We start from the raw sequence: 17,216 nt of genomic DNA, 5'->3' as shown, positions 1-17,216 counted from the left end.
AGAAACGATGTTCGGAAAATTAACACTGGATGCAGTGCCCTACCACGAACCCATTATCGTGGTTACGGTGGCTGCCATTATCATCGGTGGGGCAGCCTTACTGGGCTTGATCACTTACTTCGGTAAGTGGACCTACCTGTGGAAAGAGTGGCTGACGTCTGTCGACCATAAAAAGCTCGGTATCATGTACTGCATCGTCGGTATCGTGATGCTGATTCGTGGCTTTGCTGACGCCATCATGATGCGTAGCCAGCAGGTCCTTGCCTCAGCCGGTGAAGCAGGCTTCTTGCCACCGCACCACTACGATCAGATCTTTACCGCTCACGGCGTTATCATGATCTTCTTCGTGGCGATGCCGCTGGTTATCGGCCTGATGAACGTGGTTGTTCCTTTGCAGATCGGCGCGCGCGACGTTGCGTTCCCGTTCCTGAACAACCTGAGCTTCTGGTTCACTGTCGTCGGCGTTATCCTGGTTAACCTGTCTCTCGGTGTGGGCGAATTCGCACAGACCGGCTGGCTGGCCTATCCACCGCTGTCGGGCATTGAGTACAGTCCGGGCGTAGGCGTCGATTACTGGATTTGGGCACTTCAGCTCTCCGGTATCGGTACGACGCTGACCGGGATCAACTTCTTTGTGACCATCATCAAGATGCGTGCGCCTGGCATGACCATGTTCAAGATGCCTGTTTTCACCTGGGCTTCTCTGTGCGCTAACGTCCTGATTATTGCCTCCTTCCCAATCCTGACTGTCACCATCGCGCTGCTGACCCTAGACCGTTATATCGGTACCCATTTCTTCACCAACGAAATGGGCGGCAACATGATGATGTACATCAACCTGATCTGGGCCTGGGGCCATCCGGAAGTGTACATTCTGGTGCTGCCGGTGTTTGGTGTGTTCTCCGAAGTGGCGGCCACCTTCTCCCGTAAGCGTCTGTTTGGTTACACCTCACTGGTGTGGGCAACCGTCTGTATTACCGTTCTGTCGTTCATCGTTTGGCTGCACCACTTCTTCACCATGGGTGCGGGCGCGAACGTAAACGCCTTCTTCGGTATTGCGACCATGATTATCGCGATCCCAACCGGGGTTAAGATCTTCAACTGGCTGTTCACCATGTATCAGGGCCGTATCGTGTTCCACTCTGCGATGCTGTGGACCATCGGTTTTATCGTGACCTTCTCGGTTGGCGGTATGACTGGCGTTCTGCTGGCGGTGCCGGGTGCGGACTTCGTGCTGCACAACAGCTTGTTCCTGATTGCCCACTTCCATAACGTGATTATCGGTGGTGTGGTGTTCGGTTGCTTCGCGGGTATCACCTACTGGTGGCCGAAAGCCTTTGGCTTCACCCTGAACGAGACCTGGGGCAAACGCGCCTTCTGGTTCTGGATCATCGGCTTCTTCGTGGCGTTTATGCCGCTGTACGTGCTGGGCTTCATGGGGATGACCCGTCGCCTGAGCCAGCAGATTGATCCGCAGTTCCACCCAATGCTGGTTGTTGCAGCTTGCGGTGCTGCGCTGATTGCCTGTGGTATCGCGTGCCAGCTGATTCAGTACTACGTGTCTATTCGCGACCGCGAGCAGAACCGTGACCTGACCGGTGACCCGTGGGGCGCACGTACGCTGGAGTGGGCAACCTCTTCTCCGCCTCCGTTCTATAACTTTGCCGTTGTGCCGCACATTCATGAGCGTGACGCATTCTGGGAAATGAAAGAGAAAGGCGAAGCGTACAAGCAACCTGCGAGCTATGAAGAAATCCATATGCCGAAAAACAGCGGTGCGGGCATCGTGATTGCCGCCTTCGCAACGGTATTCGGTTTTGCCATGATCTGGCATATCTGGTGGATGGCGATCGTCGGCTTCCTCGGCATCGTGATTAGCTGGATTGTGAAAAGCTTCGACGAGGACGTGGATTACTACGTGCCGGTAGCAGAAATCGAAAAACTGGAAAATCAGCATTTCGATGAGATCTCTAAGGCAGGGCTGAAAAATGGCAACTGATACTCTGACTAACGCGCACGCCCACGCGCACGACCATGGGCATCACGATTCAGGGCCGACCAAAGTCTTCGGCTTCTGGATCTACCTGATGAGCGACTGCGTTCTGTTCTCCATTCTGTTCGCGACCTACGCGGTGTTGGTTAACAACACCGCAGGTGGCCCGGCAGGGAAGGACATTTTCGAGCTGCCGTTCGTTCTGGTTGAGACGGCTCTGCTGCTGTTCAGCTCCATCACTTATGGCATGGCGGCGATCGCCATGTATAAGAACAACAAAAGCCAGGTTATCTCCTGGCTGGCGTTGACCTGGCTGTTCGGTGCAGGCTTCATCGCGATGGAAATCTATGAATTCCATCACCTGATCGTAGAAGGTATGGGTCCGGATCGCAGTGGCTTCCTGTCCGCGTTCTTCGCGCTGGTCGGTACGCACGGTCTGCACGTGACCTCTGGTCTTATCTGGATGGCGGTACTGATGTTCCAGATTAGCCGTCGCGGCCTGACCAGCACTAACCGTACTCGTATCCTGTGCCTGAGCCTGTTCTGGCACTTCCTGGACGTAGTGTGGATCTGCGTGTTCTCTGTAGTTTATCTGATGGGGGCGATGTAATGAGTCATTCAACCGATCATGGCGCGTCTCACGGCAGCGTAAAAACTTACATGACAGGGTTTATCCTGTCGATCATCCTGACGGCAATCCCGTTTGCGATGGTGATGAACGGCTCTGCGTCCCACGTTGTGCTGATTGGCACTGTGCTGTTGACCGCTGTGGTGCAGATTCTGGTGCATCTGGTGTGCTTCCTGCACATGAACAGCAAGTCTGATGAGGGCTGGAACCTGACGGCCTTCATCTTTACTGTACTGATCATCGCCATTGTGGTGATAGGCTCCATCTGGATCATGTGGAACCTTAACTACAACATGATGGTTCGATAAGAGCGTCGCGTATGTTTAAGCAATACCTGCAAGTTACAAAACCCGGCATCATCTTCGGTAACCTGATCTCGGTGATCGGCGGATTCCTGTTGGCCTCCAAAGGCCACATCGATTACCCGCTGTTTATCTCCACCCTGGTCGGCGTGTCCCTGGTCGTTGCATCCGGTTGTGTTTTCAACAACTACATCGACAGGGATATCGACAAGAAGATGGAACGAACCAAAAATCGGGTGCTGGTTAAAGGCCTGATTTCTGCGAACGTTTCGCTGGTGTATGCCACTCTGTTGGGTATTGCTGGCTTCGCGCTGTTGTGGTTCGGTGCTAACCCGCTGGCCTGTTGGCTTGCCGTGATGGGGTTCGTGGTTTATGTCGGCGTTTACAGCCTGTACATGAAACGCAACTCCGTGTACGGCACGCTGATTGGTTCCCTGTCGGGCGCAGCGCCGCCGGTGATTGGCTACTGTGCCGTCACCGGCAACTTTGACAGCGGTGCGGCTATTCTGCTGGCTATCTTCAGCCTGTGGCAGATGCCTCACTCCTACGCCATCGCGATTTTCCGCTTCAAGGATTATCAGGCGGCGAACATCCCGGTTCTGCCGGTGGTGAAAGGGATCTCCGTTGCCAAAAACCACATCACGCTCTACATCATCGCCTTTGCTGTGGCGACCCTGATGCTCACCCTCGGCGGCTATGCAGGTTATAAATACCTGGTTGTGGCTGCAGCGGTCAGCGTCTGGTGGTTGGGCATGGCATTACGCGGCTATAAAGTCGCTGATGACAGAATCTGGGCGCGTAAGCTGTTCGGTTTCTCCATCATCGCCATTACAGCCCTTTCCGTGATGATGTCCGTCGACTTTATGGTGCCGGATTCTCATTCTGCGCTGGCTTACCTCTGGTAAGATAAACAGCCGTTTTAATCGGCATTTTTCGACATAAAAAGCAGGTCGCACAAACGTGCGGCCTTTTTTTTACTTAACTGTGAATGCACCGTCCTTTTTTACTGACGCGATCCCCTATTGTTGCTTCGTTTTATTTATTTCGTTTGAATATTCATCAAATAGATAATGCGGAGCAATATATTTATGCAATCTATGCTTACCCCTTACACGCTTTTCCAGACCGTCAATAAGTTTGACAATTACGCTGCCGAGGATATGAAATACGGTGATATGGACGATAGCATGCTCTACGCGCTTGATCTGAGGGACATCTCTCCGAACGTAGATCCATACAAATTAATTATCTATGAAACACCTGCTTTTGACGATCGCATTGGCGGAAGCTTTGATAGAAGCTTTAATGGTTTTTTTGATTTAGAGTCTACACAGCCAAGAGGAAGAAAGATCAGCCATAGTGAATGTGTTGATATCCTGTTTAATGAGATGCATAAACTCTCTCATACTTTCGCTATTTATGGCGACTACACCGATTTAATCACCCAAATGATTAATCATTTCAGGTACAGCGATGGGGAAAATTTTCATAGCCCATTACTCGACTCAGCATTTGAGCATCAAATAATATCTAAAGGTTTCAATAGCTCACTAAACATTATTTCGCAGCATCTTAAAAAAACGCTTTACAATAAAAAACAAAAAATAAATGAAACCACATTATTTTATAATATATCAAGTGAAATATTGAACTCCACGCTACCTAAATTCAACCGTTTTATTGACAGAGTCAATGGTCTTGGTATCACGGTGCATGATATTTTCGCCCAGAAAATAACCTTGTCCTCCCTTGAGCGGTATGCCTCTGGCTGGAGTGCTAAAGTGAGCTATCGCGCTCAGGACCATTTTGGACTTGATGTCACTGATATCAAAAACGATCTCTACCGCCAATTTCGCTTTTTCCGTATCTGGTTTTTCCTGCAGCGACATAAAGACTTCGCATTCAAGCCTTTTATGACAAATTTTTCGGCCACCCTACAATTGCGGAATCAGTGATGAAAAAGACAACACGGACCGCTTTGTTCATCTATTTATCTTTCTCTCTTTATAACTTATGGAGCCTGAGACCTGTTAATATTCTCTATGTTGACCTTATTTCCTGGTCTGATGCTGGCTCACATGCGAATCATATTACTGTTGTCGTCGACCATTTCCCGTGGACAGACAGAGACAGAATAGCCTGGTTTTTAGCACACGAATCTGAAATTAGAGCATGGCATCCTGATTTTAAAGACCGAGTAGACGGCATCTTCATCATGATCGCCAGCGAGGGGTTTCTTAACCGCCTTGAATACCCTCACGAGGATTTATATTGTTTCTCTTCAATTAAAAACCCAAAAAACTGTATTGAAAAAGACGTCCCCCTCAGAATTAGCCATGACAGTGATAGCCCTGTCATTTTTGAATTAGAGGAAGCAAATTACCTGTATAACAATGGCAAAATTGAAGTTGCCCCTGATTATTACCTGATACACAGAGATTATCAGGAGTAGCACTTAAGTCGTCTGATGAGCACGACGTGTGAGCCTAAGGATACAAAACGTAATATCTCTTTGCTAAACACTTATTTACCCCATTTATAACTCAGTCTAAACTATGGACGACTTTTGATTGAGGTGGAAATGAACGATTTTAAAATGACACCAGGGGAACTGCGCGCAACCTGGGGTTTAGGGACCGTTTTCTCATTGCGCATGCTCGGCATGTTTATGGTCCTGCCTGTTCTGACCACATACGGCATGGCGCTTCAGGGCGCGAGCGAAGCGCTGATTGGCCTGGCCATCGGCATTTACGGCCTGGCACAGGCTGTTTTCCAGATTCCTTTTGGCCTGCTCTCCGACCGCATCGGCCGCAAACCGCTGATTGTCGGCGGATTACTGATTTTTGTCCTCGGCAGCGTGATTGCAGCCCTCTCGGATTCTATCTGGGGCATTATTCTCGGCCGGGCATTGCAGGGCTCTGGCGCAATTGCCGCCGCGGTCATGGCGCTGCTCTCTGACCTCACTCGTGAACAGAACCGTACCAAAGCGATGGCCTTTATCGGCGTCAGCTTCGGCGTTACTTTCGCTATCGCGATGGTGCTGGGCCCTATCGTGACCCACAAGCTCGGCCTGCACGCCTTATTCTGGATGATTGCGGGCCTGGCGACGCTCGCTATTCTGCTGACCCTCTGGGTGGTGCCCAACAGCGAAAACCATGTGCTGAACCGCGAGTCTGGCATGGTGAAAGGCTGCTTCAGTAAAGTGCTGATGGAGCCAAAACTGCTGAAGCTGAACTTCGGCATTATGTGCCTGCACATCCTGCTGATGTCGACGTTTGTCGCCCTGCCCGGCCAGCTCGAAGCCGCAGGTTTCCCGGCAGCCGAGCACTGGAAAATCTATCTGGCGACAATGCTGATTTCGTTTGTCTCCGTCGTGCCGTTCATCATCTACGCCGAAGTGAAACGCCGCATGAAGCGCGTGTTCCTGGTGTGCATCGCCCTGATTTTGATCGCAGAAATCGTACTGTGGGGTTCCGGTTCTTACTTCTGGGAGCTGGTCGCAGGCGTGCAGTTATTCTTCCTGGCATTTAACCTGATGGAAGCCCTGCTGCCCTCGCTTATCAGCAAAGAATCGCCAGCAGGCTATAAAGGCACGGCGATGGGAATTTACTCCACCAGCCAGTTCCTCGGCGTGGCGATTGGCGGCTCATTAGGCGGCTGGGTTGATGGTTTCTTTGATTCACAAACCGTCTTTTTGATGGGCGCGCTGCTGGCAACAGTCTGGCTGTTAGTCGCCATGACGATGCAGGAACCGCCTTACGTCAGTAGCCTGCGCGTGGCGATCCCGGACGACGTTGATGCTGATGAAAATCTGAAATCACGCCTGCTGGCAAAAGAAGGCGTGAAAGAAGTGTTGGTGGTTGCGGCTGAGCGTTCTGCCTATGTCAAAATTGACAGCAAAGTGACCAACCGCTTCGAAGTGGAGCAGGTTATCAAAGCCGTTTGAGTTACAAATTGCCGGGTGGCGGCGTCGCCTTACCCGGCCTACGATTTCGTTAATTTGCAGGCCCGGTCAGCGCAGCGCCACCGGGCAAAATCAGGACTCCGGCGTCACCCCTTTCTTCAATAAAATATTCCCATACTTCGCCGTCTCGCCGGTGACGACAATCGCAAAAGCTTTCTGCGCGCGTTCGTAAAAGGCAAAGCGATCGATTCGACTGACAGGCGTCATCTCATCTTCGCCAAATAAAGCCTTCAGATAGCGAGCCTCCACGCTTTTATCAAGCTGGTCGCCTGCAACCGGGGCCATCATCACCAAGGGCTCGGCATAGCTGTCCAGTTCAAACAGCGGAATGACTGCCTTTAACAACGCATCGATTTTCAGGCCATCCGCACGAATCACCTGTGGCCCGATGCTGTGCGCAGGAAAGTGCGCGTCGGCGAAAATGATTTCATCGCCGTGTCCCATTTCGGCCAGCGTTTTCAGCAAGTCAGGTGAAATCAAAGGTGAGATAGTTTTCAGCATGTCAGTTTTCCTGTGGCGTATAAACGCGGTAGCGATACTCAACAGCGGCTCGCGCGGCGCTGGCGGTCGGATAGAATCCGACACCGCTCCAGCCATAAAAAGAGGCACCCAGTACGGTGGTTTCGGCTTCATCCAACACTTTTACCGGAATGCCCAGTGCATCGGCTTTCATCTGATTCCAGAGCGTATTGCGGCTTCCTCCGCCCACCAGCAGCAATTCACGTGTTTTGAACCCCGCGGCTTGTTCCAGTCGGGCAAGATTGTCTTTCAGCTGGCGCGTTAATCCTTCCAGCGCTGCGCGATACAAATGTCCACGTGTCGTGCCTAAAGAAACCCCTTCCCAGCCAGCTTGAGGATGCGTCAGCAGCTCGCAATTCATCCTCACGCCTTCGCATCCGGCAGGAATGCGGCGCGCTTGTTCCACAATGTCTTGCCACGGCGTCTGCGCATCGCCCAGCAACGTGCGTAACCACTCCAGTACGCCAGAGGCCAGATACTGCATGCCGGGGTTGTACACGCCAGGTTCACTGTCGAGTTCGCAGGTTGAGCCTGGGCAAGCCGCCAGTTTTTGACTGTCGATTTTGCGGCTGCGGACCATCAGGATTTCCCAGGTGCCGGAAGAAAGCACTGGCTGATCGATATCAGCCCCTGCGCCATACAGCGCGAACTGAGTGTCGTGGCCGCAGGATATGACCGGTAAAGCAGGCGGTAATCCAAGAAACGCCGCCATCGTGGGAAGCAGCTGTCCGACGCATTCCCCTGGCGTGACCTGCGGCGGAAAGAGTGACTCCGGGACGCCCACTAAATCGAGGATGGAGGCGCTGAAGTCTCCACTTTGCAACGACAGCAGTTGGCTGGTTCCCGCCATGGTGCGGTCGGTGGTGAATTCGCCCGTCAAACGTTGATTAATCAGCGACGAGATAAACAGCCAGCGGTGCGCTTTTGTCAGCAGATCAGGATGGTATTGCTTCAACCAAAACAGCTTATAGAGGGTGTTAAAACTGAAATGCCCGACGCCGCTGGTTTTTTGCAGCCACTCAGGAGAAACCTGTTGCAGGACGGTGTTCATCACCGGCGTTGTGCGCGGGCATTTCCAGCTAATGATGGGATAAAGCAACTCTCCGGCGTTATCTACCAGCGCGCCATCGACGCCAAACGTGGTGACCGTCAGCCCGGCAATTCTGTAGCCCGTAAGCTGGGTCTGCACTTCCCGGCAGCAATGCGCAAAACGCTGCATGATGGCGTCCAGCGACCACTGGTGCCAACTGGAGTCTTCCGTTGCGGGCTCACTGGCATTAGCGATGCTCGCACGTGCAACGACTGTACCTTGTGGGTTCAGCGCCATCGCCCGCACGTTTGTCGCCCCGCAATCGAGAACCAGAAAACAGTCTTTCATCGTCCCTCCCGATGAGCGCGAGGTAGCACCCCGCGCTCCACTCCATTAACGTTTGTACAGCGGGCCGTAATTTTGGCAGGCGCGATAATCCTGCCCTTCCAGATCCATGCCGTGCGCGGCCCACGCGGTAGGACGCCAGACTTGCTCCTCTTCGAGGTTGTGCATGCAGACCGGAATACGCAGCATCGCCGCCAGCGTGACAAACTCAGCGCCCACATGCCCGACCGTCAGCACTCCGTGGTTGGAGCCCCAGTTCGACATCACCGACCAGACATCTTTGAACGGACCGTTGCCCGTCAGACGTGGCGCAAACCAGGTGGTTGGCCAGGTGGAATCGGTTCGGCTATCCAGTGTTTTATGCACATCTTCAGGCAGTTCAATGCTCCAGCCTTCCGCAATTTGCAGCACCGGGCCGATGCCTTTGATGATGTTCACGCGCGTCATGGTGAACGGCACGCCGCCACGGGTCAGGAAGTTAGAGGAATAGCCGCCGCCGCGGAAATATTCATGCACCGCCGGGCACCAGCGCGTCGCTTCCAGACAGGCGTCGGCCTCTTTCTGGCTGATTTCCCAGTGCGGTTTTAAGGTTGGTTTGCCTTCAGCATCGGTTTGTTGAGCGGTGCCGTCAAGCGCTGCTGAACCGGAGTTAATCAGATGGATAATGCCGTGCTGCGCATGGCCGGTGAGCGCTTTCCCGGTGACACGTTTAACCGCATCCGGCGACCAGAAGGTGCGCACGTCGGCAAAAATCTGCGCGGTGCCAGTCATCAGGTGACCGAACAACATCGCCACGCCGTTGAGGCTGTCGTTTTCCGTGGCAACCACATACGGCTGACGCACGCCGTGCCAGTCAAACGAACTGTTGAGCAGCGCTTCTGCGGTGTCGCCATTAGGATATTGATCCGTCCAGTGACGCTGCCCCTGGAAGCCCGACACAATGGCGTTGTAACCCAGCGCCTCCTCCTCGCGGCCTTTTTCTGCAAGTTTAGGATTGCCCTGCATCATGTCGCGAATGCAAATGGCCATCAGCAGACTTTCACGCAGAATGTCGCGATTTTGCTCTTCGCTGCGACGATATTTGGCGGCATTTTTATCTTCGCCAAAGCGGAATTTTTCCTGCGCCCAGCTCACCGCCAGCGCCAGTTCCTCTTCATCGTAAATCTGGTTATCCATGCGACGACGCAACTCGGTCATGTCGACCGCCTGCACTTTCATCCCCAGCCACGATTCGAAGAAATTGTGATCGACAATCGAGCCCGCAATCCCCATCGAGGTGCCGCCCAGTGACAGATAACTTTTGCCCTTCATGCTGGCAACCGCCAGCCCTGCACGAGCAAATCGCAGCAGTTTTTCTTCCACATCAGCCGGAACAGACGTGTCCCCCGCGTCCTGCACTTCATGACCATAAATGGAAAATGCCGGGAGGCCTTTCTGGTTATGTGCAGCCAAAGCAGCAGCCAGATAAACCGCACCCGGACGCTCAGTGCCGTTAAAACCCCAAATGGCTTTTGGTCGCAGTGGGTCCATATCAATCGTTTCGCTGCCGTAACACCAGCAAGGCGTAACGGTGATGGTCAGCCCGACATTCAGCGCCGCGAATTTTTCTTCACAGGCGGCAGACTCGGCCATCCCGGCAATACAGGTATCGGCAATCACGCACTCAATCTGGCTGCCGCAAGGGTGGCGCAGCTTTTCCTGCAGCAGCGCCGCCGTGGCCTTCGCCATGTTCATGGTCTGCTCTTCCAGCGATTCGCGAATGCCCATCCGACGCCCGTCAATCACCGGACGAATGCCAATTCTCGGTAACAGTTTTTTCGATTTCATCTTCACTCCTCGTGATGGCTATTGCCCGTACAGGCACGGCGCGGTGGACCCGGCAGGCCGATTGAGCATGAAAACCAGAATTTGCTAACTCGAATTAGCTTAGAAGTGCATTGAAATTTTGCTCAACTACTTTGTGGTTGTTCTGTGAACACCTTCACGATCAGAGGTCAAAATTCGATCAGCGTCAGATAACTCGTTTCAGCTAAAAAACAATAAATAATTAAAATTCATCGCGTTAAACAAATTCACTTGCAGCGCGTCACAATTTAAAAACAAATAATTTGGCGAAAATTCCACCGTGAAATAGCTTTTATCAGCACAAGCTAATTCGAATTAGCTAAAAAGTGATTGCGATAACATCCGGAGAAAACCTAATGATGTCAGAGACTTTCTTGCAGATGAGCAACATCACCAAGCGTTTTCCCGGTGTGTTGGCACTCAGCAACGTCAGTTTTAACCTGCGGCCCGGTGAAGTGCATGCGCTGTTGGGGGAGAATGGCGCCGGAAAATCGACGCTGATGAAAATTCTCTCTGGCGTTTATCAGCCCGATGAAGGCGAGATCGTTTTCGAAAACAATAAGGTGGCGTTCAGCGATCCGCTCAGTGCGCAGCACGCCGGGATCACCATTATTCATCAGGAATTTAACCTCTTCCCTGACCTGACCGTTGAGGAAAATATCTATATCGGCCGCGAGTTTCGTAAGAACACGAGCTGGCGGCTGGATGAGAAAAGCCAACGCCAGGCGGTTATCGATATTCTGGCACAGCTCAATCTTTCGATTTCACCCCAAACCAGGGTGGCGGATTTAACCGTTGCTCAGCAGCAGATGGTGGAAATTGCCAAGGCGATTTCCGTTAACGCCAAAGTCCTGATCATGGATGAACCCACGGCAGCGCTGACCGAGAGTGAAATCGAAAGCCTGTTTAAGGTCACGCGTCTGCTCAAATCGCGCGGCACCGGCATTGTGTATATCTCACACCGGCTGGAAGAGTTAGCGTTGATTGCCGACCGGGCCACGGTGATGCGCGACGGCCAGTTTATTGCCACCGTTGATTATGAAACGGTGCAGATTAGCGAGCTTATCGCGATGATGGTCGGTCGCGATCTGGGCAATATCTACCCCAAACGCCCGCCACAAACCGAGAAAGTCCCGGTGCTGGAAGTGAAAAACTTGCAGCGCAAAGAGGTGCTTAACGACATCAGTTTCACGCTGCATCGTGGCGAAATTCTTGGCCTTGCGGGGCTGATGGGTGCCGGACGTACCGAACTTGCACGCGCGATTTTTGGTGCCGACCCGATTGATTGCGGCACCTTAACGCTCAACGGCAAAAACATCGTGATTAAAGACGTCGCCGATGCCATTCGTCAGGGCATCAGCTACCTCACGGAAGACCGTAAAAAAGAGGGGCTGGCGCTCGGGCTGTCGGTGGAAGAGAACATCATGCTCGGCAACTACCCCGAATTCAGCAGCCGCTTGGGTAACGTGGACGAAAAATCCTGCGAGAAAACCAGCAGCGAATTAGTCAAAGCCCTGCGTATCAAAACGCCTCACCTGCAACAGGCCGCGCTGAACCTCAGCGGCGGTAATCAACAGAAAATCATTATTGCCCGCTGGGTCTGCAAAGACACCGACATCCTGATTTTTGATGAACCGACCCGCGGCATCGACGTCGGCGCGAAGCTGGAAATTTACGAGTTAATGAACCGGCTGGTCGCTAAAGGCAAATCCATCATCATGATTTCGTCTGAGCTCCCGGAAGTCCTGGGCATGTGCGACCGCATTCTGGTCATGCGCGGTGGCCGAATTACCGGTGAAGTTCAGGCGCAAAGCGCCACCCAGGAAAAAATCATGCAATACGCGACGCTGGAGGATTAACCATGAGCATCACTGTCACCCCTGCAAAAAGTGAGCAGCACAAAATGAAAGTGAACAAAGCCCTGCTGATGCGTCTGGCGCCGCTGTTCAGCCTGATCCTGCTGGTGCTTTTTTTCAGCTTCAGTTCACCGTTCTTCTTTAACACCGAAAATCTGATGACCATCGCCCTGCAAACCTCGGTGATTGGCATTATGGCTATCGGCGTAACGTTTGTGATTATCACCGCGGGTATCGACCTGTCGCTCGGCTCGGTGGTGGCCTTTTCCGGCGTGGTCGTGGGTATCTGCGCGGGCTTCGGCTTACCACTGCCGTTGTGCGTGCTGGGTGGCGTGTTGGCTGGCGGCCTTTGTGGCTACGTCAACGCGTTCCTCGTCACACGTGCGGCCATTCCGCCTTTTATTGCCACGCTGGGGCTGATGATGTCGGTACGCGGCATCAATATGGTGATGACTGATGGGCGCGCCATTTACTTCTCTGAATACCCGATGTTCAAACTGCTGGCGCAGGGTCGCCTGTTTGATGTTCTGCCTTACCCGGTGTTCTATCTGGTGATTGTGGCGCTGTTCTCCGCGTACATCCTGAAAAAAACCGTCATTGGTCGCTACGTCTACGCCGTGGGCAGTAATGAAACGGCGGCACACCTTTCCGGTATCAAAGTACGCCGGGTCAAAATCTTTGTTTACGCCTTCTGCGGTCTGCTGACCGGTATCGCCGGCGTGATCCTCGCCTCGCGCCTCAATTCCGGCCAGCCGACTGTCGGTGTGGGTTATGAACTGGAAGCCATCGCCGCGGTGGTCATTGGTGGCACCAGCCTGATGGGCGGTATCGGCACCATCGGCGGCACCATCATCGGCGCTTTCATCATGAGCGTGCTGAAAAACGGCCTCAACCTGATGGGCGTCTCGCAGTTCTGGCAGATGGTGGCGATGGGCGTGGTGGTTATTGCTGCGGTGTATCTCGACACATTGCGTAAAAAAATGCGTTAAAACAGCGTCCGGCGGTGATGCCGGGCACCCTTACCTGCCCTGACGTATAGGGTTCTTCCCTCAGTACGGAGTACAAAAATGAAAACCAGGCAATTTCTGTATGCACTCTCTCTCGTCGCGGTGATGACCAGCAGCGCGCTGGCAAAAGATTACAACCTGCCGGTGGTCAGTAAAGGCTTCCAGCATGAGTTCTGGCAGACCGTCAAAATGGGGACCGAAGCCGCGGCGAAAGAGCTGGGCGATAAAACCAGCTACGTTGGCCCGGCGGATGAAACGCAGATTGCGGAGCAGATCCAGTTGGTGGAAAACACCATGGCGCAGAAGCCGAATGGCCTGCTGCTGGCGGCACTCGACGCGAATGCGTTGGCTCCGCTGGTTGAAACCGCGAACAGCCGTGGCATTAAAGTCGTGACGTTTGACTCCGGCGTGGAATCTGACATTCCGGCAAGCTTCGTCGCCACCAACAACCGCAAAGCCGGGGCACAGGCTGCCGATGCGCTGGCTGAACAGGTGGGCGGGAAAGGCAAAGTCGGGATTATTGCACACGTCGCCGGGACCACGTCAGCCATCGAACGTTCCGAAGGTTTTTCCGCAGAAATGAAAGCGAAGTACCCTAATATTCAGGTACTGCCGGTGCAATACAGCGATGGCGATCCGCAAAAAGCGATGGATAAAACTATCGATATGGTGCAAGCCAACCCGGACCTGGCGGGGATTTACGCCACCAATGAAGGGGCTACACTGGGTGTGGCGAACGCCATCGACAGCCAGAGCCTGAAGGGCAAAGTGAAAGTCATCGGCTTTGACAGCACTGAAGCTATCATTGGTTTCCTGAAAAGCGGCGTGATTCAGGGCTTTATGGTGCAGGATGCCTACCAGATTGGTTATCAGGGGCTTAAAGCACTGAACGCGGCAGTGGCGGGTCAAAGCGTGCCGAAGCAAATCGATATTCCGGTGAAATACGTGAACGCGAAAAATATCGATACGCCGGAAGTCGACAAACTGCTCTACCCGCTGGGCAAAAAATAACGATAAACCCCGTTGAGGAATGAAGATGACTAGCAGCTATTTTGTGGGTGTGGATGTCGGCTCAGGCAGCGTTCGGGCTGGAATATACGACCGTCAGGGCAAGCGCCTGGCTTTCGCCACCCGCCCGCTGTCTCAGTTTCGTCCCGGCGGGGAACGCGTGGAGCAGTCGTCTGCTGAAATCTGGCAACATGCCTGCGAGGCAGTGCGTGAAAGCGTCTCTCTTGCCGGTATCGACGCGGCTCACGTTTGCGCCATCGGCTTCGATGCCACCTGTTCACTGGTGGCTATCGATGCCCAGGGAAAAGGGCTGTCGGCCTCGCCTCACGGCAGCCCTGACCACGATATCATCATGTGGATGGATCATCGCGCCGATGAAGAAACTCGCCAGCTTAATCGCACCGGCGACCCGGCGCTACGCTATGTCGGCGGTGAAATCAGTATTGAAATGGAGCTGCCAAAAGTCCTTTGGCTCAAGCATCACCATCCGCAAACCTGGGAGCAGGCATACCGCTTTTTCGACCTGGCCGATTTTATGGTCTGGAAAGCCACCGGCGAGGATGTCGCCAGCCTTTGCACCCTCACCTGCAAATGGAACTATCTGGCACACGAACACCGATTTAGCGACTCCTTGCTAGCGGCGGTTGGCCTCACGCCGCTGCTGGATAAAGTGCCAACGCGTATTCTTGCGCCGGGTACTCGCGCCGGGCAATTAACGCCACAGGCGGCTGCGGAAATGGGTCTGTCGACAAATGTGGTTGTCGCCACAGGGATGATTGATGCCCACGCAGGCGGCGTTGCGCTGACTGCTGCAAATCCTTCTGGTACCGTCGCCCTGATAAGCGGCACCTCGAACTGTCACATGATCAGCCATCCTCAACCGCTCATGACACCCGGCGTCTGGGGCCCTTATTGGTCAGCGATGTTGCCGGATTTTTGGTTAACCGAAGGCGGACAAAGCGCGGCAGGCGCCCTGGTCGACTGGACGCTGAGAGAGCATTACTCCAGCGCGGAGTTGTTCGCCAAAGCCAAAGCGCGAGGTTGCCATCCTGTCGAACTCATCAATGAGTGGGTCGCGGTCCTCGAAGCCGCAGAAAAAGACCCCACGCAAAATCTGCATGTGCTTGCCGATCATCACGGTAATCGCTCGCCACGCGCACGAGCAGACGCACGCGGTACGGTTTGCGGGCTGACACTTGAGCAAGGCGAAAGCGCCCTCGCTCGGCTCTATCTGGCAACGTTACAGGCTATCGCCTACGGCACGCGCCATATTCTGGACGTGATGCGTGAAAACGGACATACCGTGGAACGCATCGCGCTGTGCGGCGGCGCAAGCCATAATCCTCTGTGGCTGCGCGAGTATGCCGATGTCACCGGCTGTGATATTCAGCTCATGGCGGAAGAAGATGCCGTCACACTCGGTGCAGCCATTACCGGCGCGGTCGCCAGCGGTACCTATCCAGACATGTCCGCAGCCGCAAGTGCCATGGTTCAACCAGGACAACTCGTCGCGGCGAACCCGGCGCGCCGGGCGTTTCATCAACGCAAATATCGGGTGTATCTGACCCTTTGGGATCACCAACAGCAGCTTAACCACCTGATGAATAACGACTATGATGCCTAATCCTTCTATGATGTCGGCTATGTTTTTCTTTATGGAAGCCTGCGGAGCTCAGTGATGGCCAAAACAGTGGAACAAATTGCCAATGACCTTAACCTGTCGGTGACCACCGTCCGGTTGGTGTTGGGCGGAAAAGCGGAACAGTACCGGATCAGCGTGAAAACCCAGAGCCGGATAAACCAGCACGTGGAACGCTACGGCTACGTGCTCAATCATTCCGCCCGCAGCCTGAAGCTGAACAAAACCGAGACGCTGGGCCTCATCGTGCCGAACATTTCCAACGTGTTCTTCGCCACCCTGGCCGAAAAACTGGAGCTGCGCTGTCGCCGTTCGGGGTATCAGCTAACCATCAGCTGTACCTATAACGATGTTGATTATGAGAACAAGCTGGTGCAGTCACTGATTGCTCGTAATCTCGACGGGCTGTTTATTGTTCCGACCTCGCTGGAAAACCAGCAGCATCATCTGCGGCTGGTGAAAAAGCCGCTGGTGCTGCTGGACCGCGATTTTAAATTTACCGATAACGCGCTGGTCGAAAGTCATAACGCCGAAGGTGGGCAGAAACTCACCGAAGCGCTACTGGCCGCAGGTAAATCGCCGCTGTGGTTCCTGGTGGGAGATGCCGAATTGCCGAGTATCAGCGATCGTCTGACGGGCTATCTGACTGCGTTGAAAAAGCACGGTATTGAGCATCAGGACTGGGTGCAACGCGGGGCGGAAAACACCCCGGAAGGCGGCCATCAAATCATGACTCAGCTGCTGGATACCCATCCTGCACCTGAAGCTTTTATTGCCTCGTCGTTGCCGGTTCTGGAAGGCGCGATTGAAGCCCTTCGCGACAAATTTGGCGAAGTGCCGCCTGACATCAACATCGGCACCTTCGACGAACATCCCATGCTGGGGTTTCTGGCCAATAACGTCTGGTCGATGCAGCAGGATGAACATACCTGGGCCGAAAAAGCGTTCGAGATTATGCAGCGCGCCATCGAGGGCGACCCGGTAACTGAAACCGTGAAAGTAAAAATGAAACTGATTAAACGCGCGCGTCGCGCTTAACGTTAATTACGCCTGTTATGCCGTTGTCTGGAGAGGCCTGCG

At 53.7% G+C, this 17,216-nt stretch carries 15 protein-coding genes; 12 read left to right on the top strand and 3 right to left on the bottom strand.

Features of this window, described 5'->3' with window-relative positions; genetic code table 11:
• Positions 1 to 7 precede the first annotated feature (7 nt).
• The 7 genes from cyoB (at position 8) to ACI2I2_RS10700 (ending at position 6,869) form a co-directional block, all read left to right on the top strand.
• Positions 8 to 1,999 carry a cytochrome o ubiquinol oxidase subunit I gene (gene cyoB / locus ACI2I2_RS10730; protein WP_404657904.1) on the top strand — a complete coding sequence of 664 codons (1,992 nt, stop codon included), beginning with the start codon at positions 8 to 10 and terminating at the stop codon, positions 1,997 to 1,999.
• On the top strand, positions 1,989 to 2,603 hold the full coding sequence (locus ACI2I2_RS10725) for a cytochrome o ubiquinol oxidase subunit III (RefSeq protein WP_404657903.1): 615 nt from the start codon (positions 1,989 to 1,991) through the stop codon (positions 2,601 to 2,603). The genes cyoB and ACI2I2_RS10725 overlap by 11 nt, the downstream gene beginning before the upstream one ends.
• A complete protein-coding gene (locus ACI2I2_RS10720; RefSeq protein WP_330983114.1) occupies positions 2,603 to 2,929 on the top strand; it encodes a cytochrome o ubiquinol oxidase subunit IV in 327 nt (108 codons plus the stop codon). The genes ACI2I2_RS10725 and ACI2I2_RS10720 overlap by 1 nt, the downstream gene beginning before the upstream one ends.
• 11 nt (positions 2,930 to 2,940) lie before the next feature.
• Entirely contained in the window at positions 2,941 to 3,828 is an 888-nt protein-coding gene (gene cyoE, locus ACI2I2_RS10715; RefSeq protein ID WP_404657902.1) for a heme o synthase, read from the top strand.
• Positions 3,829 to 4,011: 183 nt separating this feature from the next.
• A complete protein-coding gene (locus ACI2I2_RS10710) occupies positions 4,012 to 4,878 on the top strand; it encodes a DUF3289 family protein (RefSeq protein WP_404657901.1) in 867 nt (288 codons plus the stop codon).
• Positions 4,878 to 5,375: a DUF943 family protein gene (locus ACI2I2_RS10705; RefSeq protein ID WP_404657900.1), complete on the top strand. Its 498-nt coding sequence runs from the start codon at positions 4,878 to 4,880 to the stop codon at positions 5,373 to 5,375. The genes ACI2I2_RS10710 and ACI2I2_RS10705 overlap by 1 nt, the downstream gene beginning before the upstream one ends.
• Positions 5,376 to 5,504: 129 nt before the next feature.
• Entirely contained in the window at positions 5,505 to 6,869 is a 1,365-nt protein-coding gene (locus tag ACI2I2_RS10700) for an MFS transporter (RefSeq protein WP_404657899.1), read from the top strand.
• Positions 6,870 to 6,959: 90 nt separating this feature from the next.
• On the opposite strand, the gene fucU is transcribed toward ACI2I2_RS10700, so the two are convergent.
• From fucU to ACI2I2_RS10685, 3 genes are read right to left on the bottom strand one after another with little or no spacing between them, the layout of a single operon-like run.
• Positions 6,960 to 7,388 (bottom strand): L-fucose mutarotase, encoded by a 429-nt coding sequence (fucU, locus tag ACI2I2_RS10695; RefSeq protein WP_404657898.1) that lies wholly within the window; start codon positions 7,386 to 7,388, stop codon positions 6,960 to 6,962.
• A gap of 1 nt (position 7,389) precedes the next feature.
• The gene (gene fucK, locus ACI2I2_RS10690) at positions 7,390 to 8,784 is read right to left on the bottom strand and encodes an L-fuculokinase (protein ID WP_404657897.1); all 1,395 of its coding nucleotides are present in this window, start codon (positions 8,782 to 8,784) and stop codon (positions 7,390 to 7,392) included.
• Between the two features lie 45 nt (positions 8,785 to 8,829).
• A complete protein-coding gene (locus ACI2I2_RS10685; protein WP_404657896.1) occupies positions 8,830 to 10,608 on the bottom strand; it encodes an L-fucose isomerase in 1,779 nt (592 codons plus the stop codon).
• A gap of 377 nt (positions 10,609 to 10,985) precedes the next feature.
• On the opposite strand from ACI2I2_RS10685, the gene ACI2I2_RS10680 reads away from it, so the two are divergent.
• The 5 genes from ACI2I2_RS10680 (at position 10,986) to ACI2I2_RS10660 (ending at position 17,174) form a co-directional block, all read left to right on the top strand.
• Entirely contained in the window at positions 10,986 to 12,485 is a 1,500-nt protein-coding gene (locus ACI2I2_RS10680; RefSeq protein WP_404657947.1) for a sugar ABC transporter ATP-binding protein, read from the top strand.
• 2 nt (positions 12,486 to 12,487) lie between these two features.
• Positions 12,488 to 13,471, top strand: a complete 984-nt coding sequence (locus ACI2I2_RS10675; RefSeq protein ID WP_404657895.1) for an ABC transporter permease — start codon at positions 12,488 to 12,490, stop codon at positions 13,469 to 13,471.
• A 78-nt stretch (positions 13,472 to 13,549) separates the two neighbouring features.
• Positions 13,550 to 14,500, top strand: a complete 951-nt coding sequence (locus ACI2I2_RS10670; RefSeq protein ID WP_404657894.1) for an ABC transporter substrate-binding protein — start codon at positions 13,550 to 13,552, stop codon at positions 14,498 to 14,500.
• Between the two features lie 25 nt (positions 14,501 to 14,525).
• On the top strand, positions 14,526 to 16,121 hold the full coding sequence (locus ACI2I2_RS10665; protein WP_404657893.1) for an FGGY-family carbohydrate kinase: 1,596 nt from the start codon (positions 14,526 to 14,528) through the stop codon (positions 16,119 to 16,121).
• 54 nt (positions 16,122 to 16,175) lie between these two features.
• Positions 16,176 to 17,174, top strand: a complete 999-nt coding sequence (locus ACI2I2_RS10660) for a LacI family DNA-binding transcriptional regulator (RefSeq protein ID WP_404657892.1) — start codon at positions 16,176 to 16,178, stop codon at positions 17,172 to 17,174.
• The last annotated feature ends 42 nt before the right edge of the window (positions 17,175 to 17,216 follow it).

Source organism: Scandinavium sp. NPDC088450 (genome assembly GCF_044900545.1).
Lineage (GTDB): Bacteria > Pseudomonadota > Gammaproteobacteria > Enterobacterales > Enterobacteriaceae > Scandinavium.
This window is presented reverse-complemented; position numbering and strand designations above follow the sequence as displayed.